General features: G+C 54.2%; 19 protein-coding genes. 9 read left to right on the top strand and 10 right to left on the bottom strand.

Going from position 1 to position 24,114, the window contains the following annotated elements:
• Nucleotides 1-13: 13 nt before the first annotated feature.
• The gene (locus tag Q1K76_RS04510; protein WP_300131354.1) at nucleotides 14-1,087 is read left to right on the top strand and encodes a PspC domain-containing protein; all 1,074 of its coding nucleotides are present in this window, start codon (nucleotides 14-16) and stop codon (nucleotides 1,085-1,087) included.
• A gap of 101 nt (nucleotides 1,088-1,188) precedes the next feature.
• On the opposite strand, the gene Q1K76_RS04505 is transcribed toward Q1K76_RS04510, so the two are convergent.
• Both Q1K76_RS04505 and Q1K76_RS04500 read right to left on the bottom strand, forming a co-directional pair.
• Nucleotides 1,189-2,064, bottom strand: a complete 876-nt coding sequence (locus tag Q1K76_RS04505; RefSeq protein WP_087409312.1) for an NAD kinase — start codon at nucleotides 2,062-2,064, stop codon at nucleotides 1,189-1,191.
• An 8-nt stretch (nucleotides 2,065-2,072) separates the two neighbouring features.
• A complete protein-coding gene (locus Q1K76_RS04500; RefSeq protein ID WP_300131352.1) occupies nucleotides 2,073-2,729 on the bottom strand; it encodes a CBS domain-containing protein in 657 nt (218 codons plus the stop codon).
• 154 nt (nucleotides 2,730-2,883) lie between these two features.
• Between Q1K76_RS04500 and Q1K76_RS04495 the strand changes: the two genes are divergently transcribed.
• The 4 genes from Q1K76_RS04495 to Q1K76_RS04480 are packed head-to-tail and all read left to right on the top strand — an operon-like array spanning nucleotide 2,884 to nucleotide 5,548.
• Nucleotides 2,884-3,597 carry a pyridoxine 5'-phosphate synthase gene (locus tag Q1K76_RS04495; RefSeq protein WP_087409253.1) on the top strand — a complete coding sequence of 238 codons (714 nt, stop codon included), beginning with the start codon at nucleotides 2,884-2,886 and terminating at the stop codon, nucleotides 3,595-3,597.
• Nucleotides 3,598-3,615: 18 nt separating this feature from the next.
• The gene (locus Q1K76_RS04490) at nucleotides 3,616-4,317 is read left to right on the top strand and encodes a MotA/TolQ/ExbB proton channel family protein (RefSeq protein WP_300131350.1); all 702 of its coding nucleotides are present in this window, start codon (nucleotides 3,616-3,618) and stop codon (nucleotides 4,315-4,317) included.
• A gap of 18 nt (nucleotides 4,318-4,335) precedes the next feature.
• Nucleotides 4,336-4,752: a biopolymer transporter ExbD gene (locus tag Q1K76_RS04485; protein ID WP_087409251.1), complete on the top strand. Its 417-nt coding sequence runs from the start codon at nucleotides 4,336-4,338 to the stop codon at nucleotides 4,750-4,752.
• 40 nt (nucleotides 4,753-4,792) lie between these two features.
• Nucleotides 4,793-5,548, top strand: coding sequence for an energy transducer TonB (locus tag Q1K76_RS04480; protein ID WP_300131347.1), 756 nt, complete (start codon nucleotides 4,793-4,795; stop codon nucleotides 5,546-5,548).
• A 68-nt stretch (nucleotides 5,549-5,616) separates the two neighbouring features.
• Here Q1K76_RS04480 and Q1K76_RS04475 read toward each other — a convergent pair whose 3' ends face one another.
• A complete protein-coding gene (locus Q1K76_RS04475) occupies nucleotides 5,617-6,579 on the bottom strand; it encodes a PCMD domain-containing protein (protein ID WP_300131488.1) in 963 nt (320 codons plus the stop codon).
• Nucleotides 6,580-6,940: 361 nt separating this feature from the next.
• Between Q1K76_RS04475 and Q1K76_RS04470 the strand changes: the two genes are divergently transcribed.
• Genes Q1K76_RS04470 through Q1K76_RS04455 form a run of 4 tightly spaced genes read left to right on the top strand, consistent with a single transcriptional unit; the run spans nucleotide 6,941 to nucleotide 10,615 of the window.
• Nucleotides 6,941-7,714, top strand: a complete 774-nt coding sequence (locus Q1K76_RS04470; protein ID WP_087409249.1) for a DUF1295 domain-containing protein — start codon at nucleotides 6,941-6,943, stop codon at nucleotides 7,712-7,714.
• Nucleotides 7,715-7,718: 4 nt separating this feature from the next.
• Nucleotides 7,719-8,969: an NADH:flavin oxidoreductase gene (locus Q1K76_RS04465; RefSeq protein WP_298662785.1), complete on the top strand. Its 1,251-nt coding sequence runs from the start codon at nucleotides 7,719-7,721 to the stop codon at nucleotides 8,967-8,969.
• Nucleotides 8,956-9,753 carry an SDR family NAD(P)-dependent oxidoreductase gene (locus tag Q1K76_RS04460; protein ID WP_300131343.1) on the top strand — a complete coding sequence of 266 codons (798 nt, stop codon included), beginning with the start codon at nucleotides 8,956-8,958 and terminating at the stop codon, nucleotides 9,751-9,753. The genes Q1K76_RS04465 and Q1K76_RS04460 overlap by 14 nt, the downstream gene beginning before the upstream one ends.
• Complete coding sequence (locus tag Q1K76_RS04455) at nucleotides 9,746-10,615, top strand: SDR family NAD(P)-dependent oxidoreductase (RefSeq protein WP_087409246.1); 870 nt, start codon at nucleotides 9,746-9,748, stop codon at nucleotides 10,613-10,615. Before Q1K76_RS04460 ends, Q1K76_RS04455 begins: the two co-directional genes overlap by 8 nt.
• A 575-nt stretch (nucleotides 10,616-11,190) precedes the next feature.
• On the opposite strand, the gene Q1K76_RS04450 is transcribed toward Q1K76_RS04455, so the two are convergent.
• The 7 genes from Q1K76_RS04450 to Q1K76_RS04420 form a co-directional block, all read right to left on the bottom strand.
• Nucleotides 11,191-12,189: a class II fructose-bisphosphate aldolase gene (locus tag Q1K76_RS04450; protein ID WP_087409245.1), complete on the bottom strand. Its 999-nt coding sequence runs from the start codon at nucleotides 12,187-12,189 to the stop codon at nucleotides 11,191-11,193.
• A gap of 162 nt (nucleotides 12,190-12,351) precedes the next feature.
• Entirely contained in the window at nucleotides 12,352-13,506 is a 1,155-nt protein-coding gene (locus Q1K76_RS04445; RefSeq protein WP_300131339.1) for a DUF5009 domain-containing protein, read from the bottom strand.
• A 27-nt stretch (nucleotides 13,507-13,533) separates the two neighbouring features.
• Nucleotides 13,534-15,153: a beta-N-acetylhexosaminidase gene (locus Q1K76_RS04440; protein ID WP_300131337.1), complete on the bottom strand. Its 1,620-nt coding sequence runs from the start codon at nucleotides 15,151-15,153 to the stop codon at nucleotides 13,534-13,536.
• A gap of 13 nt (nucleotides 15,154-15,166) precedes the next feature.
• On the bottom strand, nucleotides 15,167-17,653 hold the full coding sequence (locus Q1K76_RS04435) for a family 20 glycosylhydrolase (RefSeq protein WP_300131335.1): 2,487 nt from the start codon (nucleotides 17,651-17,653) through the stop codon (nucleotides 15,167-15,169).
• Between the two features lie 151 nt (nucleotides 17,654-17,804).
• A complete protein-coding gene (locus Q1K76_RS04430) occupies nucleotides 17,805-19,172 on the bottom strand; it encodes a DUF5016 domain-containing protein (protein WP_300131332.1) in 1,368 nt (455 codons plus the stop codon).
• A gap of 33 nt (nucleotides 19,173-19,205) precedes the next feature.
• Entirely contained in the window at nucleotides 19,206-20,687 is a 1,482-nt protein-coding gene (locus Q1K76_RS04425; protein ID WP_087409240.1) for a RagB/SusD family nutrient uptake outer membrane protein, read from the bottom strand.
• Between the two features lie 13 nt (nucleotides 20,688-20,700).
• A complete protein-coding gene (locus tag Q1K76_RS04420) occupies nucleotides 20,701-23,874 on the bottom strand; it encodes a TonB-dependent receptor (protein WP_343210776.1) in 3,174 nt (1,057 codons plus the stop codon).
• Between the last annotated feature and the right edge of the window lie 240 nt (nucleotides 23,875-24,114).

The raw sequence follows: 24,114 nt of genomic DNA, 5'->3' as shown, positions 1-24,114 counted from the left end.
ACCAGACTGTCATATGAAAAAGACCGTAACCATCAATCTCGACAAGACCATCTTCAACATAGACGACGATGCCTACGAACTGCTCGAAGCCTATCTGCAATCGCTCAACGAGCACTTTGCCCACGAAGAGGGCGGACAGGAGATTCTGAACGACATCGAAAGCCGCATTGCCGAACTCTTCAAGGAGCGGCTGGGATTCGGCATGCAGGTGATTACCCGCCAGGAGGTGAACGAGGTGATTGCCATCATGGGGCGCCCCGACGAGATAGAGACTCCTCTCGAGAACGAAACTTCCGACGAAGGCGAAACCTCCGGGGAGGCCACCTCGGCCTCGTCACCCGCCGATGAGAACAACGTCGGCAACACACCCGAACCCAATCGGCGCAGCCGCCGGCTCTACCGCGACCCCGACAACCGCGTACTGGGCGGTGTAGCCTCGGGCATTGCCTACTACATCGGGGTCGACGTAGTACTCGTGCGCGTCATTCTGGTTCTGCTGCTGCCTTTGTGGGCTTCGTCGATATGGATTTATCTGCTGTTGTGGATTTGCGTTCCCGAGGCCCGCACCACGGCTCAGAAGCTTGAGATGCGGGGCGAGACGCCCACCGTCGACAACATACGCCGTGCCGTCGAAGAGGAGCACACGAGCGGACAGTCGACCGGCAGCTCGCTGAGCAGCACGGCAGGCGAGATTTTCCGCAGCATATTCAAGATTTTCTTTATCGTCATCGGTGGCATCATTGCCCTCTCGATTATCGCGACACTGGTTGCCTGCATCGTCAGTCTGCTGGGTATCTTCGTCCTGGGCACCACAACCATCACCACACCATTCATCTCGATTTTCCCCGGAAACATCGAAGCCCTCAACGGCCACTGGGAACTGGTGCTGTTCACCGTCTCGCTGCTGCTCACCTTCGGGATACCTCTCTACGCCATCCTGCGGCTGGTACTGGGCTCCATCTTCCACTGGCAACCGCAATCGTCGGCCCTCAACATCACGCTGCTGGTGCTGTGGCTGCTCTCGCTGGCCGGACTCTTCTTTGCCACCTTCGTCGCCTTCCCCGAACACGCTTTACTCGTCATATAACAATAGCTTCCTAAACACCCGAACGCCCCGGCAACCGGATTCAAACCGGCTGCCGGGGCGTTCGCTATTTCATTCGGTCGAAGATAATAAAGCGCAACGACTCACTCGCGCTTGTCGACCCCCCACATCAGCTTGGCCCGCAACGTCTCGGCAAAGCTGTGACCCAGCCGCTTCACCACCCGGATGGGGAAAGGAGCCTTGCGCAGCACCACCTGCGTATCGGTATCGAGCATGATGGAGCGGCCGTCGAGACTCAGCAGATAGCTGTGGTTGCGGCTGTCGACCCGCAGGGTAATGCAGGCGTCGTCGTTCACCACCAATGGCCGCACGGTGAGGCTGTGAGGGGCTACCGGCGAAATAACCCAGTTGGCCGCCTGCGGCATGAGAATGGGGCCGCCCACACTCATCGAGTAGGCCGTAGAGCCTGTGGGGGTAGCCACGATAAGGCCGTCGGCCTGATAGGTATTGAGATAGCTCTCGCCCACCGTCGTATGAATCGAAATCATCGACGAGGTATCCTGCTTGAGCACCGCCACCTCGTTGAGGGCATAGGGCCAAAAGCCTTCGGGCAATCCCGACAGCTCGACCTGCAGCAGCGAGCGCTCCTCGATTTTGTACCGACCGGCCACAATCTCGTTCATGACCCGCTCGGTCTCTTCGGCCGGTACATCGGCCAGAAAACCCAGACGACCGATATTGACCCCCAATACCGGGATACCCCGGTCGCCTATCTTTTCGGCAGCCCGCAAAAAGGTGCCGTCACCCCCGATACTCAAGGCCATGTCGGCCGGGTAGTCGCGGCAACAGTCAATCGGCTCGATACCCCGGCACACGTCGGGAAGCTCGCGCGAAAGAAGTTCGTAAAAATCGCGATGCGCCGCCAACGAAGCCTCGGTGCGCGACAAGACCTGCAACACCCGGTGTACCTGTGCCAGGCGGGCTCCCTGGTAGTTATGGCCAAACAACAATATCTTCATCATCCCTCCTACATTCCCAGATAATACATCAACTCCTTGATACGCTGTTCGATGCGGTCGTCCATAGCACTGTGCAACTGGTAGCAACTCAGCACCCGGTAGTCGAACCGTTCGAGCGAGCGAAGCACCGGCGTGGCATCCTCGCGGTCGATACGCAGGCAAGCCCGCCACATGCCCGACTCCTCGTCGGGACGTATCATCAAATTCATCACCCGACAATCATTGTCCTCGACCAGGCGGGTAAGTTCGGTAGCCGAATAGTCGGCCCGCGGAATCTCCAGCTCGATGATGGCTCCCGGCGACGACGTCTGGCACAACCGGGCCACAGCCACCATAACCGCATGGATGGGGATAGCCCCCACGTAGCGGCGATGCTGATCGACCACGGGGAGCACATCGTCGGTGTATTGGGCAAACTGATTCACCACATCGAGCAGGTGCGTCTCCTCACGCACGGCCGAACGTCGCCAGTTCTCCCGCCCCACGGCCTCTTCGCCGTTCACATCGGCCAACTCCCCGGCCTGAAGAATGCCCACATACTCGCCCGCGTCGACCACCGGCAGACTCGACCAGGCCGAGCTTTCCAGCGCCGCACGCGCCTCGTTCACCGACATCGTGGCCAGCAAGACGGGTATTTCGGGCAATATCATATCTTTTGCTTTCATTTATTGCGCATATTTCTGTAATTCGTATTATTTTTGCACGAAAGTTATACAAAGATAGCTATTTTTTTCGGTTGATACTGCAGCCCGTTTCTTTTCATTGAAACCGAGCGACAAAGTGCCACACCGGAAAAAGCGATTAGGGTAAAAAGAGAAAATGACCAAGTTAAGTGTTAATGTCAACAAAATAGCTACCTTGCGCAACGCACGAGGCGGCAATATTCCGAATGTATTGAAAGTCACGCTCGATTGCGAATCCTTTGGAGCCGAGGGCATCACCGTGCACCCGCGCCCCGACGAGCGGCACATTCGCTATGCCGACGTGTACGAGCTGAGGCCGGCCGTCAGCACCGAGTTCAATATCGAGGGATATCCCTCCGAAAAATTTCTCGACCTGGTGCTCAAGGTGAAGCCCGACCAGGTGACGCTGGTGCCCGATGCCGAGAATGTCATCACCTCGAATGCCGGGTGGGATACGCGGGCACACTTCGACTTCCTCTCCAAGATTATCGACCGCTGCAAGGCGGCCAACATTCGCACCTCGATTTTTGTCGAGCCCGACCTCGAGATGGTCGAGTATGCCGCCAAGACCGGCACCGACCGAATAGAGCTCTACACCGAACCCTATGCCGCACACTACGCACAAGACCGCGAAGCTGCCGTGGCTCCCTTTGTCAAGGCAGCCGAACATGCCCGCAGCCTGGGGCTGGGCGTGAATGCCGGCCACGACCTCAACCTCGAGAACTTGCGCTTTCTTCACGAACGCATCCCCTTCCTGAGCGAGGTCTCCATAGGCCACTGCCTCATCTGCGACGCCCTCTACCTGGGGTTGAAAGAGACTATCAGACAATACAAAGAGTGCTTGAAATAACCGATTAAACGCTATATCATGAATCTGCTTACGTTGCTTCTGCAAACTACCGACACAATCGTGACGCCTCCCGTACTTACCCCGGTCGAGGCCGTCAACGACTTGAACCTCTGGGACCTTGCCTGCAAGGGAGGAATCATCATGATACCCCTGTTGCTCCTCTCCCTGCTCTCGATCTATATCTTCGTCGAGCGACTGCAAGTCATCCGACGTGCCGCCCGTGAAGACAACTCGTTCATGGAACGCATCAAAGACTACATCCACGAAGGGAACATCGACAGTGCCCTGAAGCTCTGCAAGAAGACCAACACCCCCTACTCGCGCCTCATTGCCAAAGGTATCTCGCGACTGGGTCGCCCCATGAACGACGTACTGGTAGCCATCGAAAACGTGGGCAACATCGAGATTGCCAAACTCGAAAAGGGTTTCCCCTGGCTCGCCACCACCGCAGCCGGTGCTCCCATGATCGGATTCCTCGGTACCGTAACCGGTATGGTACGGGCCTTCTACAACATGGCTTCGGCCGGTAACAACGCCGACATCTCCACCCTCTCGGGCGGTATCTACGAGGCTCTGGTCACCACCGTAGCCGGCCTTATCGTGGGCATCATCGCCCTCTTTGCCTACAACTACCTGGTGTCGCGCGTCGACGGCGTGATGAACCAGCTCGAGTCCAAGACAATGGAATTTATGGACCTGCTCAACGAGCCGGCCGAATAACCCGAGGGAGACACGACCATGGCACTGAAACGAAGACACAAGATAGAGGCCACATTCAGCATGGCATCGATGACCGATGTCATCTTTCTGTTGCTCATCTTCTTTATGATTACCTCGACGATTGTCTTTCCCAACTCCATCAAGGTGAACCTGCCGCAAAGCAACCAGCAGGCGGCAGCCAAGCCCCTCACCCGGGTAGTAATCGACGAGCACAACGACTACTACATCGCTTTCGGCAACGAGGCCCCGCAGCCCGTTACCTACGATCAGCTGGTGCAACGGCTCGCCGAAACGCCCCAGCAGGATAGCGAGCGCTACATAGCCCTCTATGCCGACGAGACGGTACCCTATCGCGAGATTGTCAAGATACTCAATGTCGCCAACGACAACCACCTGAAGATGGTACTGGCCACCAAACCGGTGCGTAACCCGTAAACCGAACACCACCTCAAAAACAGAATCGAACACCCCACCCATGGAACCACAGAAAAGAGATAAGATACAAGCCATTGCCGCTACCGTTGCCGTGCATCTGGTAGTGCTGCTCGTCTTGTGGTTTACCCTGCTGGGACCCGAGCCCATGGGGTCGGGCAGCGGCGTGCTGGTACAAGTGGGACTGGTCGACGAAGCCTCGGGCATGTTCGAGTCGAACGCCACCGAGCCGCAGCGGCCACAGGCCGAGCAACCGCGCGAAAACGACGACGAGCTGATAACCCAGACCGACGAGGAGAGCATCCAAATCGAGAAGAAGAAAAAAGAGGAGGATAAAAAGAAAAAGGCCGTTCAGGAAAACAAAAAGGACGACCGCATTGCCAATCAGGTGAAGAACGCCTTTGGCAAAGGTGTGTCGAACGACGGCAGCCGCGGCGACAGCGACAAGGGCAGCGGCACACAGGGCAACCCCTTCGGCAACGCATCGACCGGCGAACTCACCGGCGTGGGCGGCTACGGCGGCTACAACCTGGGCGGCCGCGGGCTGGTTGGCTCCCTGCCCTATCCCCAATACGACAACAGCAACGACGCCGGCACCATAGCCATTTCGATTACAGTCAACCCCCAGGGACAGGTCATCAGCGCCATCGCCACCGTCAAAGGCAGCGAAGGCACCGCCTTCTCCAACCCCAAACTGCGGGCCTCGGCCGAAGCGGCCGCCCGCCGCTCGCGATTCGAACGCAGCAACCGCTCGTCGAACCAGACAGGGGTTATCGTCTATATCTTCAAACAGAACTGAACCACACAAAAAAAGGGCCCGAATCCAATCCATCCGAGCCCTCTATATCTCCATAAACTCTTACTAGCCTAATACCCCAGAGCGATATTGTCGATCCAGAGGGTACTGCCCAATCCGCCCACATAGGCGGTGCCGCAAGTGGCCGAAGCCATCACAAGCATGTGCGTGACCGGCTCGTCGGGCTTGCCCCAGCCCACCTCGATTACGGGCACCATCTTGCCCTTGCTGTTGCGGCAATAGTACGAACTCTCTTCGGGAATAAGCCCCATGTACGATTTGTAGAAGGGCTTGTCGGTGATGTCGCCATAGTGAATGGTAAGGCTATGACCATTCACCCAACCGGCAGTACTCTTGCCGTAGCGCTCACGCCCGGTACCTACCCGGTGAGCGTACACATTGCCGTCGGCATCTTCCCAACGGTGCTGCAACAGAATATAGACCTCGCCATTGTCGCGACCGGGCAACTGCTTGCGCGAGCTGAAACCGGTCGACTGGGTACGGAAGTTGTCGGGCGAAGCCTGATACTTGTAATCGAAAATCAACCGGGTGGGCCGCTTGGTAAAGGGAATACCCATTTCCATCTTGCTGTACGGACTGTTGGTCGAGCGGATAGGCTCGTCGACCTCGCCCAGGAAGATACTGCCGCTCACCAGCACGTGCAGATTCATCATGCCCAGCACGCAGCAATCCTCAATCACGGTCTCCATGCGGGCACAGGTGCCTCCCCCCTCGCGTTTCTCGGGGCGGACGGTATTACTGGTCTTCACCACCCCCATCACGTTGGCCATTACATTCGACGAAGCCCAGGGCGAACCGCCCATGTTCCGATAGGCTTTGTTTCCCTTGATGTGTTGGGTAGGAGCTATGGCATAGACTGTCTTGGTCTTGCCTCCCAACAGGGCCGACTCTTTGATTTCGCGGGTTACCCAATGTTCAAAATCGGCAAAAGGCAGCGGCTCTACACGCTGGGCATAGGCACTGCTCACCGGCAACAGGCTGCACAGAGCCATCCACAGTGTTGTTTTTTGCATCTTCTTCATATCCATTTTCACAAATTCAGATGGTGCAAAATTAAACGCTCCGCCGATTTATTCGGGGTAATTATCTATTTTTAAATATTTATCCACCCGCTTCGCATGCAAAACCCCCTCTCTCCGCTTATAATAAGCGGCGAAATGTTTCTTTATGTAAAAATACAGAGCTTTTAAGAAAAGTATTTAAATGCAAACGTATCTCCCCGATTTTCACTATCTTTGTTACTCAAAGACAAGATGGGGGGGGTCGACATGGTCAAATGTTGAGAACTTGGTTTTCCAGTTGTCTCTGCCCTTACCTTTTACTATCTTTGTCTATTGATAAACATATAATAATCAATTCATTTTTCAACCGCCCATGGAAACCGCCACATTCAATATCTTTCTGATCGTGATGGCCGTCACGGCTCTCATCGTGTTCATCGCCCTCCACTTCGTAAGTGCCGGCTACGGCATGCTCTTCGACCGCAAGTGGGGAATCTCCCTCTCCAACCGCATCGGGTGGGTGGTGATGGAGGCACCGGTATTCGTCGCCATGCTCGTGTTGTGGCTGCTGGCTCCGGCCGAATACCGCTACGACCCGGTGCGCATCGTCTTTCTGGTGCTGTTCGAGTTGCACTATTTCCAACGCTCGTTCATCTTCCCCTTCCTCATCAAGGGCAACAGCCGCATGCCGCTCAGCATCGTGAGCATGGGCATCGTCTTCAACCTGCTCAACGCCTTCATGCAAGGCGGCTGGATTTTCTACATCTCGCCGCTCGACTACTATACCCCGGCCTGGTTCACCTCGCCTCAGTTTATCATCGGTGTCATCGCCTTTGCGGCCGGCATGTTCATCAACATCCAGTCCGACTCCATCATACGCCATCTGCGCAAACCGGGCGACCGCAAGCACTACATACCGCGGGGCGGCATGTTCCGCTGGGTATCGTCGGCCAACTACTTCGGCGAGTTTCTCGAGTGGGTAGGCTTCGCCATCTTCACCTGGTCGTGGGCCGGAGCCGTCTTTGCCTGGTGGACCTTTGCCAACCTGGCTCCCCGTTCGGCATCGCTCTACAAACGCTACACCCAGGAGTTCGGCGAAGAATTTACCCGCGAAAAACGTAAAAAGATAATCCCTTTCATCTATTGAAATCATGAACAACGATACTGCTCCCAAAGAGTCCATACTCTTTACACCGGCCTCGATAGGGCCCGTCACCCTGCGCAACCGCACCATACGGTCGGCCGCCTTCGAAGGGATGTGCGACAACAACGCCCCTACCCAAAAACTGTATGACTACCACCGCAGCGTGGCTGCCGGCGGCATAGGCATGACCACGCTCGCCTACGCCTCGGTTACCCGCAACGGGCTCTCGTTCAAACACCAGTTGTGGATGCGCCCCGAAATCGTGAAACCGTTGCGCCGCATCACCGACGCCATTCATGCCGAGGGAGCCAAAGCCTCCATCCAGCTGGGACACTGCGGCAACATGTCGCACCGCAGCACGGCCGGGCAGATACCCATCTCGGCCTCGACCGGATTCAACCTCTACTCGCCCACCTTCGTACGAGGCATGCACAAGGACGAAATCGAGGCGATGGCCCGTGCCTTCGGCGAGGCGGTCAACAACGCCCGCGATGCCGGATTCGATGCCGTAGAGATTCACGCCGGACACGGCTACCTCATCAGCCAGTTCCTCTCGCCCTATACCAACCACCGTCGCGACGAGTACGGCGGTTCGCTCGACAACCGCATGCGCTTCATGCGCATGTGCATGGAGCAGGTGATGAAGGCGGCCGGTAACGACATGGCTGTCATCGTCAAGACCAACATGCGCGACGGATTCAAAGGAGGCATCGAAATCGACGAAGGCATCCTCATCGCCCGCGAGCTCGAGCAACTGGGGGCCCATGCCCTGGTATTGAGCGGCGGTTTCGTGAGCAAGGCCCCCATGTATGTGATGCGGGGCGAGATGCCCATCACCACCCTCACCTACTACATGAAGACGTGGTGGCTCAAATACGGCGTGAAGCTGGCCGGACGGTTCATGATTCCGACCGTTCCCTTCCGCGAAGCCTACTTCCTCGACGATGCCCTCAAGTTCCGCGAAGCGCTCAGGCTCCCCCTCATCTACGTGGGCGGTCTGGTATCGCGACCCACCATCGACAAGGTGCTCGACCACGGATTCGAGTTTGTGCAGATGGGACGTGCCCTCATCAACGAACCCGACTTTGTCAACCGCATGAAAAACGAAGAGGAGGTGCGCTGCGGATGCGACCACACCAACTACTGCATAGCCCGCATGTACTCCATCGAGATGGCCTGTCACAAACACCTCGAAGGGCAGCTGCCCCCCTGTATCGTCAAAGAGATAGAAAGGATACACCGCCATGATGCGAAATAGAGATCTTGCACCGGGCACGGCCCTCGTGACCGGCGCCAGCTCGGGCATCGGCCTCGAGTTTGCCCGGCAACTGGCAGCCTGGGGAGCCGCCCTCGTGATGGTGAGCATCGACCGCGACGACCTCGAGCGCGAAGCGGCCCGCATTGCCACCGACTATCGGGTGCCGGTCGAGACCCTCTGCATGGACCTGGCCCGCCCCGAAGCAGCCAACGAACTCTATCGCTATTGTTGGGAGAAGGAGCTGACCATCGACATTCTCATCAACAACGCCGGCATCTTCTCCTTCCGCGAGGTTGCCCGCACCGACCCGGCCAAAATCGAGACCATGCTGCAGCTGCACATCGGCACCGTCACCCGGCTGTCGCGACTGTTTGCCGCCGACATGTGCGCCCGTCGCCGCGGCTATCTGCTCAACATGTCGTCGCTCTCGTGCTGGACACCCTATCCCGGCATCGCCCTCTACACGGCTACCAAAGCCTACATACGGGTATTCACCCGGGCCCTGGCCTGCGAACTGCACGACTATGGCGTGCATGCCACCGTCGTATGTCCCGGCGGAGTAGCCACCGGGCTGTACGGCCTGCCGCCCCGGCTGTTGAAACTGGGGGTACGGCTCGGGGTACTCATGACTCCCGAACGCCTCGTGCGAAAAGCTCTCAACGCCCTCTTCCGAGGGAAAAAACAACTCATCCCGGGCCTGTTCAACCGCCTGCTCATCCCGCTGGCGGCCGTCATGCCCACCCGGGTACGTCTCATAGTCAAACACCGCATGCTCGATGAATAAAGAGTATTACATCATCACCGGAGCCAACGGCAGCATAGGGCAGGCTCTCACCGAGGCCATCGCTGCACAAGGGCAGCCCGTAATCATGGCCTGCCGCAATCTGGCCAAATCGCAACCCGTGCAACAGCGCATCATCGAAAAGACGGGCAATACCGACATCACCCTGCTGCCGCTCGACCTCGCCTCGTTTGCCTCGATTATCAGTTTTGCCGAACACCTGTCGCAAGAGTCCATCTCGATACAGGCGCTACTCAACAATGCCGGCGTCATGAACCAGCATTACAGCCAAACGGCCGACGGCTTCGAGTCGACCATCGGGGTCAACTACATAGGCACCGTACTGCTCACCCGCATGCTGCTCCCCCTCATGCACCCCGGCAGCCGCATCGTCACCACCACCTCGCTCACCCGCTACATCGGCAAAATCGACGATACCTTCTTCGGGGCACCGCCGCACAAGTACAAACGGTTCGAGGCATACAGCAAGTCGAAACTCGCCCTCACCCTCTATACCGCACGCCTGGCTCAGGAGCTTCGCCCGCGGGGCATCTGGGTCAATGCCGCCGACCCGGGGGTAGTCGACACCGACATGATCACCATGCACTCGTGGGTCGACCCGCTGGCCAACCGGTTCTTCCGCCCCTTCATCAGCACCCCGCAAGAGGGAGCGTCAGGAGCCCTCTATGCCGCCACCGCCCCCGAAGCCTATGGCGTCACCGGCGAAATATTCAAAAAGCGGAAACACACCCCCATTCCTCCCCGGGTCGTTCATCTGCCCAAGGCCCTGTGGCTATACGAGGAGACCGGGAAAAGAATCACCGAAGTCCTCGCCAAGCAGCCTACAAGCGCTCCCAAAATATAAAATTACAAAACACTTGTATTTTCTTATTAACGCAGACAAGCGATTATACCGATTCCATCGGGCCGATAACGCCCGCGATAAGGGAGTGACAATTATTTAGATACACCTCTCCCGGTTGGGGTGAATCCTCCGTAAAAGGCCGTCCCGACGAGGAAAGAAAAAATTTTTATTCATGCACAGAATCCAAATATAATTTTGTTTTATCATTTGAAAATACTATCTTTGTCTCGGATTCAAAATCGCGATACTCCCTTTCAATAAAGGGAAAGAGCGAAAAAAGATGCGAAATATTTTTTACTGAATATCTATACAGTTCTGCCGGAAAAAACAACGATGTGAATCGTTATACTATCAGTCCCCTTTTTTTATGATATCGAGATTCCTGCAGAACTTTTTTTTTAAATCCTCACACACTCCCCGACCCAAGCAATCTCTCATTCTTGCCCAACAGACGAGACATGTGCCGGTGTCATCAGACCTACCGCAACTCTGGCCTCTTGCCCCTAAGTGAAAAAAAACCGCCGATCTCCCTGACGGAAATCGGCGGCCTTTATAAAGCCTATTCGAACTATCGATTAGAGTTTGCCGGCGCTACCCAATACATTCTCGATTTTGTGAATGTAGAGTTTCTTCATGTTTTCACGAGCCGGACCCAGGTATTTACGAGGATCGAACTCGGCGGGTTTCGTAGCGAATACCTCGCGGATAGCAGCGGTCATGGCCAGACGGCTGTCGGAGTCGATGTTGATTTTGCAAACGGCCGATTTGGCAGCTTTACGCAGCTCCTCTTCGGGGATACCGATAGCAGCTTCGAGTTTGCCTCCGTATTTGTTGATGGTGTCGACCTCTTCTTGGGGAACCGACGAAGAACCGTGCAGTACGATGGGGAAGCCCGGGAGTTTCTCCATAACGGCGTCGAGAACGTCGAAAGCCAAGGGAGGAGGTACCAGACGACCCGTAGCGGGGTCTACGTGGCATTGCTCGGGTTTGAACTTGTAGGCACCGTGCGAAGTACCGATCGAGATAGCCAGCGAGTCGCAACCCGTGCGGTGTGCGAAGTCGATAACCTCTTCGGGGTTGGTGTAGGTGTGGTGTTCGGCCGAAACCTCATCCTCAACACCGGCGAGAACGCCCAGCTCACCTTCAACGGTTACATCGAACTGGTGTGCATAGTCAACTACTTTTTTCGTGAGGGCTACATTCTCTTCGTAAGGCAGGTGAGAACCGTCGATCATCACCGAAGAGAAACCTGTGTCGATACACGATTTGCACAATTCGAACGAATCGCCGTGGTCGAGGTGCAACACGATTTGAGGATGTTCGCAACCCAACTCTTTGGCGTATTCTACGGCGCCTTGTGCCATATAACGGAGCAACGTCTGGTTGGCATAATTACGAGCGCCTTTCGATACTTGCAGAATCACAGGCGATTTCGTTTCTACGGCTGCTTGGATAATTGCCTGCATCTGTTCCATGTTGTTGAAGTTGAAAGCAGGGATAGCATATCCGCCTTTGATAGCCTTGGCAAACATCTCTCTGGTGTTTACCAATCCTAATTCTTTGTAGCTTACCATCTTATTATAAATTATTGGTTAGTAAATTCTACCGCAAAGATAAACATTTTTAGCGACTACCTCTATCTACAAACTTAAAAAACATATACACGGCTCACTTTTTTATTAAAATTTAGCCGCTATTTTAATACAACTACCCAAAGGATACTCGACTTCCAGGTGTTACACCTTGATAAATATCTCTTTTTTCAGCAGCACACAGGCCAGTAATCCGTTGAAAGCCACATACACCAGTGCATAGATGAGCGACGCCAACTGAGGCACGACGGCCCACCCGGCTATCCACATGTACACCTGATCCTTAACCGACAAGCCGCCGCAGGGAATCGTCTCCAGCACAATGGCCAGGAAACTGGCAAAGACATAGATAAACAACGGATTGCACCCGAATGCCCGGAACGGATAGGTCCAGCGTTGCATCTTGCGCACATCGATAATCCACATCAGCAAGATGAGGGTGAGCATGGCAAAACCACAGGTAACCAGTACATACGACGGGCTCCACACCTTTTTGTTGATCGGGCAACCATACCCCAGCAAGAACCCGACGATGAGCAGTGCGGCACACGCCACGGCCAGGTCGGCCATCTTCTCGTTCAAGGATTTCGAGCTCAACAAAAGACGTCCGCAAAAGAATCCTATCAACACATGCGCAATACCCGGCAACGTGCTGACAAGCCCCTCGGGGTCGAACCTGATGCCCCCCCCGTCGGGCAGCCACTCGAGATACATGTGACTCTCGCCTACCAATGCCCGGTCGACGACGGCTATCACATTGGCCGTAGACAATTCAAATCCATGCCCCCAGGCCAAGACCAGCCCATAGAGCAGCAAAATACCGGCTACGACACAGCCCAGCACCCGCCTGTTACGCACCGTAACCACCAGCAGGGAAGCAAAAAAGTAAGAGAGTGCCAGGCGTTGCAATACGCCCCAGACGCGCACCTGCTCGAAGGGGAAAAGTATCTGGCTCCACGACATCGTTCCTTCGGGCGACATCCATCGCGACAGCACGAGCGAAACCCACGAAAGAGCTACACCCAGAAGGAACAGAATGGCCGTACGCTTAACCAGCTTGACCACAAACTCCCGAGTAGGCCGGTAATCGAATTTCCGGAACGAAAAGCACATGGAGACACCCATTACAAACATAAAAAACGGGAACACCAGGTCGGTGGGCGTAAGCCCGTTCCACTCGGCATGTTTCAGCGGGGCATAGATATGCCCCCAATCGCCGGGGTTATTGACCAGAATCATACCGGCCACCGTGATACCCCGTAACACATCTAACGACATTAACCGTTCGGTTTTCATCATCTCTCTTTTTTTAACGGGTCATTCATTCTATTTGATAAAGCCGGGAGTTCTGTAATGCAATCCGTTTCGGGTGAGCCATTGCAAGTGCCACGGCAAGTTTTTCGTGAACCGGCTCCAATCGCGCTTGCTTCCCCAAGCCACTTCGCTGAATGCCTGACATGCCGGGAAGACGTGTTGTCCGAACTTGCGCTCGTTGGGTATCATTTCGGTCCACACACAAGCCTGGAAACCCTGGACCTGCGACTGTACAATGCCGGGGAACTGAGGCTCGAAGGTAAACTCGTAAAGCGACTTCAACGACTCGTCAGAGGAGTTCCCGCTCAAATAGAAACGGCCCCACTCCATAAATATCAGCGGATGTCCGCTCTGGGTAATATCGGCCGGCTGCTGCGACTCCCAGTCGCGCCAGTAGGTATAGAGCAAGTCCAGCGGCCTGTTCTTGTAAAAGGCGTCGTCCCAAGCCATCACCTTGCGCCCCTTGCTCTTGACATAATCCGACATCTGTTCTACAAAATAGTTCTGCAACTCGGTCACATTCATCAGCCCCTTGTCGCGAATCATCTGCTGGCAATAAGGGCAACTCTTCCAGTTATCTTTCTCCACCTCGTCGGCTCCGATGTGGATATATTCGCTCGGGAATACACTCAGCACCTCGTCCAGAATATTCTTCAAAAATTCATAGGTCTCGGGCTTCCCTACACAGATGGGATATGAAAATTCGGTCCCCCAACCGGCCTCGTTGGTACAGGAGAGACTGGGAAACGCCCGAATAGCCGCCGAGAAATGGCCCGGCATATCGATTTCGGGAATAATCTCGATACCGCGCTCCGAAGCGTATGCGACCAACTGCGACAGCTCCTCCTGGGTATAATAGCCCCCATATTCGCTGTTGTTGCGAATGAAGCGGGTGTCGATTACAAACGAGGCGTCGGTCTGGGCCAGCTCCTGACAACGCTTGTCGTACTCGTCGAACTCGCGCCAGGCGCCTATTGTCGTCAGTTCGGGGTATCGCTTAATCTCCATGCGCCAACCCTGGTCGTCGGTCAAGTGCATCTGCAACTTGTTGATTTTGTAGAACGAAAGCATATCGATTACCTTCTTCAGATAGTCGATGGTAAAAGCATGACGAGCTACGTCGATATGGAATCCCCGCCAACTCTTTTCGGGTTTATCGGATAATGTGAGCAACGGTAACACACGCCCGCCACCTTCATAAGCCGAACTCTGGAGCAAGATTTGACGCAGGGTCTGGACACCCCACAACAGTCCTCGTGACGACGCATACTCAAGGGTAATGCCGTCGAGCGTTGTCTTTATCTTATACTCCTCGTCTTGTAGCGAAGCATTGGCCACAAGCCGAATAAAGGCCTGGCCGCCAGACTGCCGAACCAATTCGCCCCCCAACGAGGTTACGGTCGACTCCAACAAGGCATAGGGCCCGCCGGTCAACTCGTCGCTTACCGATACCGACGAAGGCACAACCATACCACCCCCGTCGTAGATGACCGATTGCGGTTGCGGAATAAACGCTATCGAAGCAGCGTTTACCGGCCGGGAGAGATCATTTTGCGACTCGGAACATGAAGAGGCCACGGAGCCCCAACTCAGTACACTAATCACACACAAACACACTATGTATCTTTTCATAACCTTTTCTTTTTTATTTATCCGACTTCGTATCGGTCGGGAACAAAACAGTTGTTACACTCTCTTTTCCTAAATAGTACAGCCGAGCCTTGACCACACGGCCCGCAGGATAGACTACCGGGCCCCGCCACACGGTCGATTGAGTGCCGGGCTCGCTGCCGTCGGTAGTATAGCGAATCACGGCCGACGACAACGGACTGTTGGCGTAGAGACGGCCGTCGATTACACACAACCCTACGTGAGGCAACCGCACATTTACCCCGGAATGAATCAGGTAGGGATATTCCTGCATATCCAACTGCCGGTAGAAACGAGACACATCTTGGCAGAAGGCTTGCTGCTCGACCTCGCCCCGTAAGCTCTCCCAACGCGGATGCGCATTCCACCCGCGCTCTACCAGACCGAGAATCTTGGGGAAGATATAGTACTCGGCCCATTGAGGTCCACGCACCGTCTCGGAGAACAACTGAGCCTGCACACCCACGATTTTCGACAGACTGTCCAACCGGGTTTTCCCCTCGTCGGCCCGGTCCAAATCGACCGGATTGTCGTGCAGGTCGCATCGAGCCGAACGGTATATCGAGAAAGGCAACATCGAGAACGACTTCACCTCGTCGACATACCCGGCCCAGGAGTGTCCCCGCTCTTCGTAGTGAGAGCTATAAGCCAGGTCCATATAGAAATTGTTTACGTTGCACAGCACTACGGGATACCCCTTATTGGCTATCCGATAGGGAATCTCGTCGCCACCCCATTCGGGCACCGTGTTCCAGCAATAGATGTTGCTGGCCACCTGTTTCAACCGACTGTCGGTCGTCGCCCGGTTGTGCAGGGCAGCCTCTTGCCAGGCCGCCAGCTTCACGCCTTGCGCCTCTACCAGGCCGGCCATGCGGCTGTAAAAGTATTCAAACAGGTCGTGAGGGCCCTCCATCCGATTGTCGCGCATGAGTTTGGCACAAGCTGCCGAACCCAACCAGGCCCCCTCGGGAACTTCGTCGCCACCCAGGTGTATCGTATGCAACGCTACACCAGCCTCGGCATACATGGCCGCGATTTCGGTCACCACCTTCTCCATAAAGGCATAGGTCGACGGCAAAGCCACGTTGATAACATTGTCGGTATAAGACTGGGCCGACACGTATTTCGACGTATCGCCCGGCTCGCTCAACAGGTATTCTCGAGCTTTCGCTTCGTCGGTACCGGCATACTTGCGATAACGGGCTTTCATAGCCACAATAGCTGCACGAGCATGGCCCGGAGCCTCGACTTCGGGGACTACCGTCACATGCCGGCGTGCTGCATAACGCAACAAGTCGACAAACTCGTCGCGAGTATAATAGCCGTTACCCGTACCCTCCGTAACCGAATAGGAGCCGTCGTAACCCGGGTATAGGCAGGTCGACTCGTCGGTCGTATGACCCCGATGGCCACCGACCGCAGTCAGCTCTTCCAAACCGGGAATCTCGATACGCCAACCTTCATCGTCGGTCAAATGCAGATGCAGCACATCGATCTTGTAAGACGACAGAATATCGATCCAGCGTTTCACATCGGCAGCCGGAATAAAGTTGCGCGACACATCGAGCATGAAGCCGCGATAGGACAAATCGGGATAATCGATAATCGTTTGCCGGTCGAGAGTATGGCTATTTCCCCTCAGCAAGGCCAGGAGAGTCTGTATACCGTTGAATACGCCGTGCGGCGTAGCCCCCACGACAGCAATCTGGCGATTGTCTATGTCCAGCCTATACTGTTCGGGGTTGCATGTATGGCCAGCGGCTGCCAGGTCAAGCTCGATGTGCATCGAAGCACCCTCGGTGACAGCTATTCCATACTCCTGCTCCAGCTTCTCTTGCAACAGACGTGCCTCATCGACCAACTCTTGATTATACAGCAGTGATACCTCGGCAGGGACCGATACCCGGCCCCCCTTCGCAACCGCCTGCTTGACCGATGGCAACACGGCCGGAGCCGTCGAATCAAACGGGCAGGCATAACTGGCATTGCGACGATAAATAGCCTCAGCCGAGAGGTCGCCCATACGTTCCCGATCGGAGAACGGAACGATTGCCAACTCGACCGGGAGCGGAGTATTCTGCCCCTTTGCTACCCAGTAGCATCCCTCGGGTTGCCGCGACAGGTTGACAGCCCGGCTATCGGCATAATAGACGACCACCAGCGAATCGTGCGGCGGGATATTCCGGTACCGGTCGGTCGGAGCCATTTTATAATAGTTGGCATTCACGGCCGTAATACAAACCGGTGATGTCGAATCGTTGGCGACACGTACCGGCAACTGGGAATAAAAGATTTCCCAATCGCCCGCCAGTTCCCGGTCGGTCTTATTTCTGACAACAAACCGATGACGATACATCTGGGTCGAAGCATCGTATACCCCGTTTTCCCAGACCAGTGCAACCGGAGCCTCGCCCTTGTGAGAAGTAGTGCACGAACACCACAGCGAAACGGTTGCGACCGAATATAAAATCCATTTTTTCATAATCATAAGCATTTAATGAACCTTTTACCCGCCCGGCAGAGCAGGAGCTAAACAGAGAGATAGAGACGAATGCACCGGGAAAGGATACATTCGTCTCGTCTCTCCTCATCTAAAATTTACCTATTCAGCACGTAATATTTTCGAGCCGATCTCAATCGGACAATCGCTCTACATTCATCTTTTCGTTACCAACTCCGCCCGAGGTATCGAAGGTCAGGCGGTAATAGCCCGGCACAAAGTCGGCCGTGTTGGTAAAGCCGTTGGACATCGAGACGGCAAATCCCGTGGCATCGCCCGTAATAGAGCCCTCTTTCAGCTCCATACCCAGCGTTTTGTTCCACAACCGGTCGCTGTAAATCTCGATTTCGAACGACTCCCATTCGTGGGTATTGCTCAGATAGAGAGTCGTTTGGTAGGTATTATCGGCAATCTTGACCACATAGCCCAGACGCGACACATCCTCGGTATCCCAACCGCCCGTATTGTAGTCGTCGTTCCAAACCGGAGCCGATGTAAAGCCATGACCTACCAGCCAGTAGGCTACAGGAGCCTCATCGTCGAGACGCATTACCCACATGTAGTTATACTTGCTCGAGTAGTATACCTCCCACTTGCCGCTCTCGCGCAAGAAGGAGAGTTTGCCGGTCTCGGCATTGTACTCGAAGAAGTCGCGGTTGTAGGCATTGGCGAGATCCTCAAAGCCGGTTACTTCGACCTCGGCACCCTGAGTAAACTGGATAGCCGCCCGATAATAGCCCGCACTGGCTTCGAGCTCTACGCCGTCGATTGTAAACACCTGATACTCACCGATAGCGCCCACCTTGAAAGTCATGACATCGAAAGTAATCTGTTCGATTTCCCAGCCTTGATAGTCAAAGGTGAAGCCTACCCCCGTCACACTCGACAACTCGGCATAGTTGGCCGTTTCGGAGTAGCCCCATATCAGCTCCGAATCTTCGAGCGACTCACTCGTCGATACTTTGCCGGTAAACTGGGTGATGTAGCTGCCCGTCTCCGTAGCATACAAATAGGGATTATCGGCCTGACGTTTCATGGGAATCACCTGCTCCTCGATGTGCAGATACATGGTTTCGGGCAATTCGGGACGCCGAATCTTGAGATCGAAGTTCCGGGAAACTTCGCTACCCTCTACGTTGATAGCCGTGAGGGTAAGCCGGGCCTCCTTGTTGTCTTCCAGACCGGCGGTAAAGGGGATAAAGATTCCATGATTCTGAATCGATGCCGACATGCCCTTGGTACGTATCGACTCGGTAAAAATCGACTCTTCGCCCGAAGTCAGCGAAACCTCGAGGGTCGAAAGCGGGGTCTGCTCATCCTTAATATCGACCGAGAAATAGAGAGTATCGTTGGCCATGACATATTCGGTAGACGACAGGTCGACCTCCGACATCTCGGGGCAGGAATAGGGATAGACCACACGGCCCGTGCCATCTTCGCATGCTGTCAGGAGGACAGATGCACAGCACAAGAATGTAAATATATGATTGCTAAATTTCATAATCGTACTATTATCAAAACATTAAACAATAGGTTAATACCCTTCATTTTGCGTAAGGTTGTTGTTCTTGTCGATTTCCTCCTGCGGCACAGGCCACTTCTCTCTGAACGATTGCAGGTCGCTGAAGATATACTGACCTTTCTCGTCCTTATGCTTGCGCATGACATCGAGCATACGGTCGTTTCTCAACAAGTCGTACCACCGCTGAGCCTCCATATAGAGCTCGAGCTGGCGCTCGTTCTCCACAGCCAGACGGGCATCGGCCTGCGACATGTTTACATCCAATGACGAGGGGCCGAAACCGGCACGCTCGCGAATGCGATTGACGATGACAATAGCGTCGGAAACCTGGTTCAGCTCGACCAAAGCCTCGGCCTTCATCAACAGAATATCGGCCAGACGCATCAGGATAATATCGGAGTTCTTCTCGCGAATCTTGTAGGAGAAGGGATAGTTGTCGGCCGGGAAATAGGTGTCGTACGGAGCCTCTTTCCACAGAATGCTCGAGGTGTAGCGTACATCCTTCTCGGTGTCGAACTTGGCCAGCAGGTCGTGCGTAGGGGTACAGTAGCGACGCCAGGTTACCGAGCCGTCGTCCTCCTTCAACAGACACCAGTAGGCCCAGTTGGGCGAATCGGCGGTATAGTAAACCTCGAAGATACTCTCGGTAGTAAACTTGTTGTCGGGGTTCCACAAGTCGTCAAAGTTGCTTACCAGTTGATACCCCTCGGCGATAGTCTTGTCGGCATACTCCACTACCTTGTTGTAGTCGCGGCTCTCTTTGGGACCCATGGTAGCCCACACCTTCGACAACAAACCATAGGCAGCACCTTTGGTGGCCTGGAATGCACCCACGCTCTTGCTGTCGAGATACTGTATGGTACCCTCTTCGTCGAGGTCTTCCAATATCTGTTTATATACCTCATCTTCGGTACTGCGTGCCGGATACATCACCGGGTACCAGGTGTCGAGGTTATCGGCCGTAATGGTGGGTATCAACTGCAGGACCATAGGCAATCCGCCCCACAGGCGCACCATATCGAAGTAGGCCCAGGCTCGGATAAACTTGGCTTCGGCCATCACCTTGTTTTTCTCGGCTTCGGTAGCCGACTCGGGAGTCATCAGCTTCACGTTCTCGATTACATTCGTAGCAGAACCGGCCATGGCCAGATATTGCGACCATACCAGCGAAACCTTGTAGTTGGTAGCCGTGATTTTGAGCAGGTCTTCTTCTATATCGTACACACCGTCGCTACCGGCATAGCAGTTGTCGGACTGAATGTCGTTGATCGTATAGTTCTCGAGCTGATAAATGTCGTTCTTGAAACTGTTGTAAGCGCCCTGCAACTCGGCTTGCGCATCTGAAATGGAGAGATACTCCGATACCAGCGCCCCGGCCTCGCTACCCTCCTGGGTAAAGTCGGACTGAGGTCTTTCGTCCAGAAAATCGTTACATGCACTGAATCCCAACCAGGGCAATGTAAAGCATATCGTTCTTATTATTAACTTTTTCATTTTCGTTCATCATTTAAAATTCAACATTCAGACCAAAGATCACAGCTTTCGATTGAGGATAAGTTCCGTAGTCTACACCCAGAGCTACCGCATCGGCACCATAGGCATTTACTTCGGGGTCGTATCCGCTGTAATTGGTGAAGGTCAACAGATTTTGCCCGGTTACATAGAACTGCAGTTTGGAGAGGTGCATCTTGCGCAGCAGCTTCCGGTCGAAGTCATACGACAGAGTCAAAGTCTTCAACCGCAGATACGAACCGTCTTCGACAAAGCGAGTCGAGTTGTGGCTGTTGTCGATAGAGCCGGCACGGGGTATATCGGTAATCATACCCGGACGTTTCCAGCGGTCGAGCACGGCCTTCGACTGGTTGCGGAAGTCGAACATACCCTCGGTATCGATACGCGAGGCATTGAAGATGTCGTTGCCTTGGCTTCCCTGCAAGAAAATCGAGAGGCCTATCCCTTTGTACGAAAAGGTATTGGTCATGCCATAAATAAAATCGGGTTGTGCGCAACCGATAGTCGTACGGTCGCCCGGGTCGAACACACCGTTGTTGTTCAGGTCTTTGTAGATGATATTTCCCGTTTCGGGGTCGACACCCTCCGATACATAGCCGAAGAAGGTACCCAGAGGCAAGCCCTCTTTCAAGATGATGGCATTCTCTTTGGTCTCATACATCTCGGCATAGTAGTACACCTTGTTCAGGCCCAGCTTGGTCAGCTTATTTTTGTTGAACGAAATATTGAAATCGGTATTCCATTGAAACTCGCCTCTGAAGTTTTGAGAAGAGAGGTTCAACTCAATACCTTTGTTGGTCATCTCACCATCGTTGCGGGTAATACCGCCGGGGAGGTTCACGTTGTCGGGCAGGCTCACGGTGAGCAGCAGGTCGGTCGTGCGCTTGTAGTAGGCATCGACCGACAGGGTCAGGCGCGAATCAAAGGCCGAGAAGTCGATACCGGCATTCCACTGCATGGTCTTCTCCCAGGTAAGCTCGGTATTGGCGGCCGAATAGGGCGTGATGGCCAATCCCGGATAGAGATTGTCGGTCGTGGGGGCTACCTTGCTGGCAGTCATACCGGCCAGATAGGCGTAGTTGCCTATCCCGCTCTGGTTACCGTTCATACCCCAGCCCACACGTATTTTCAAATCGTCGACCACGTCGGCAAGCGACTCCATGAACGATTCGCTCGACATGCGCCATCCGGCCGAAACCGAAGGGAAGTAACCCCAACGATGACCCGGAGCAAAGCGCGAAGAACCATCGGCACGGAAGTTCATGGTCAACAGGTAGCGGCTGTCGTAGTTGTAGGCAACACGACCCAAAAACGAAGCCAACGTCCAGGCCGAAGCCGAAGAGCCAGTGGCATCCTTGTCTATCTGGTTGGCGGCAGCTATCGAATGAAGGTCGGGGTAAGAGTCGGGAAGGTCGAATCCGGCCAGCCAGGCTCCATTGTATTGGGAGCGTTGTTGGGTAGCACCACCCATCAACGAGAGGTTGTGTTTGTTGATCGAGCAATCATAGGTGAGAATGTTTTCGAACAGCCATTCGAAATTACGCGAGTAGCTCTCTTCGACACGACCTTTGGTCGAACGTCCGTCGGAGGTAGAGCGGGGATCCAGATAAAAATCCCAACGGGTATTGGTCAGGTCGATACCAAACATAGTTTTGAATTTCAACCCTTTGTACAGGTCGATAGTAAGAGCCAGCGACCCTTTCAGATAATCGGTCGAAGTCACGTTGTCGGCAGCATTGGCAGCCAGCGGGTTCAGGATGCGGGAACCATAGGCCGACTCGTCGTATTGACCGGGATTCTCGGGGTCCCACTCCTGCATGAACGGCGGGGTATTGATGACCGAAAGAATAGAACCCGCACGCATGGAGCTGCGGCTCTCGTAAACCTCGCGCCCCTCGGTATTGGAGTAGGCCAGGTTGAGGGCGATATTCAACCAATTGGTCTGTTGGCTGTCGATATTGCTACGGAAATTGTAGCGTTTGAAATAGGCTTTATTCACGATACCTTTCTCGTCGGTATATCCGCCCGAAATGAAATATTTCAGTTTGTCGGTTCCGTTCGAGACCGATAATTGATAGTTCTGATTGATACCGGTTTTGAAAAACATGTCGGTCCAGTCGACATAGCGGTGCTCATCCTCGGGAATCGTAGGGGCTACGTTGGAATATTTCTTCAACTCCTTCATCAAATCCTTATACTCCTCGGTATTGAGGGCGTCGATCTTTTTCCCCAGCCGGGAGATACCGGCATAGGCACTGAGTTTGACCTGAGGTTTGCCTATCTCGCCCCGCTTGGTGGTAATCAATACGACACCGTTGGCGGCCCGGGCTCCGTAAATGGCAGCCGACGAAGCATCTTTCAGTACCTGCATGCTCTCGATGTCGCCCGGGTTCAGACCCGATATATCGTCGCTGGGCATACCGTCGACAATATACAATGGTTCGTTCGAAGCCTGTACCGACGTAGCACCACGCACACGAATGCTCATGCCCGAACCGGGAGCACCCGAAGGTTGCACTACCTGAATACCGGCCGCTTTACCCTGGAGAGCCTGTGCTGCGTCGACAATGGGGCGCTCGTCAATATCGGAAGTCGATACGACCGATACGGCCGTGGTAATATCTTTCCGTTTCATCGAACCGTAACCAATCACCACCACTTCGTCGAGCAGTTGGTTGTCTTCGCTCATCGATACGGTATAGACATCTTTGCTGCCGACTCTCAACGTGTGGGTGTTATAGCCGATGTACGAAAAGGTCAAGAGGCTGCCCTCGGGGGCCTCGAGTTTCCAGTTTCCGTCTACATCGGACATGGTTCCACGCGTACCGTTGTCGACGGCAATCGAAACCCCAATCAAGGGGTTACCCTCCGTGTCGACAATCTTTCCGCTTACAGACTTGTTTGATTTTGCTTTTTTCAAAGTCGACTGCAGGGAGAGCACGACCTGTTTGTCGCCTTCGATTTTATAAACGATATTCGTACCTTTGAACAGGGTTCTCAATACATTTTCTATATTCTCGTCGTGAAACGACAAGTTGACCTTACGATTCAAATCCGACAGCTCATCGGAGTAGAAAAAGCTGTAATCGGCTTTTTCCTCAATCATCTCGATTACCTCTTTGATAGACTTATTCGAGGCATTAAATGTGATTTGGGCTTTTACATTCATTACCGATACGAGGGTAATGAAACTCAATAAGCATATTCGTAATGCCCAGTTGGTGTGTTTCAACATTACTAATTAAAATTTCGATATTAGACATAGGATAACAATACACTCTATCCACAAAAAGCATTTGTGATGGTTTTAACCGACTGCCTGGCAAACGGTTATCGCCCCCAATCGGGGGAATGATTCCAATACATATTCATGGTAAAACAGTATAAAAGATTATTCGTCAAACAATTA

This window comes from uncultured Barnesiella sp., assembly GCF_946496565.1.
GTDB classification, from domain to species: Bacteria; Bacteroidota; Bacteroidia; order Bacteroidales; family Barnesiellaceae; genus Barnesiella; species Barnesiella merdigallinarum.
Note: the sequence above shows the minus strand (reverse complement) of the source record. Positions and strands in the feature narration are given on the sequence as shown.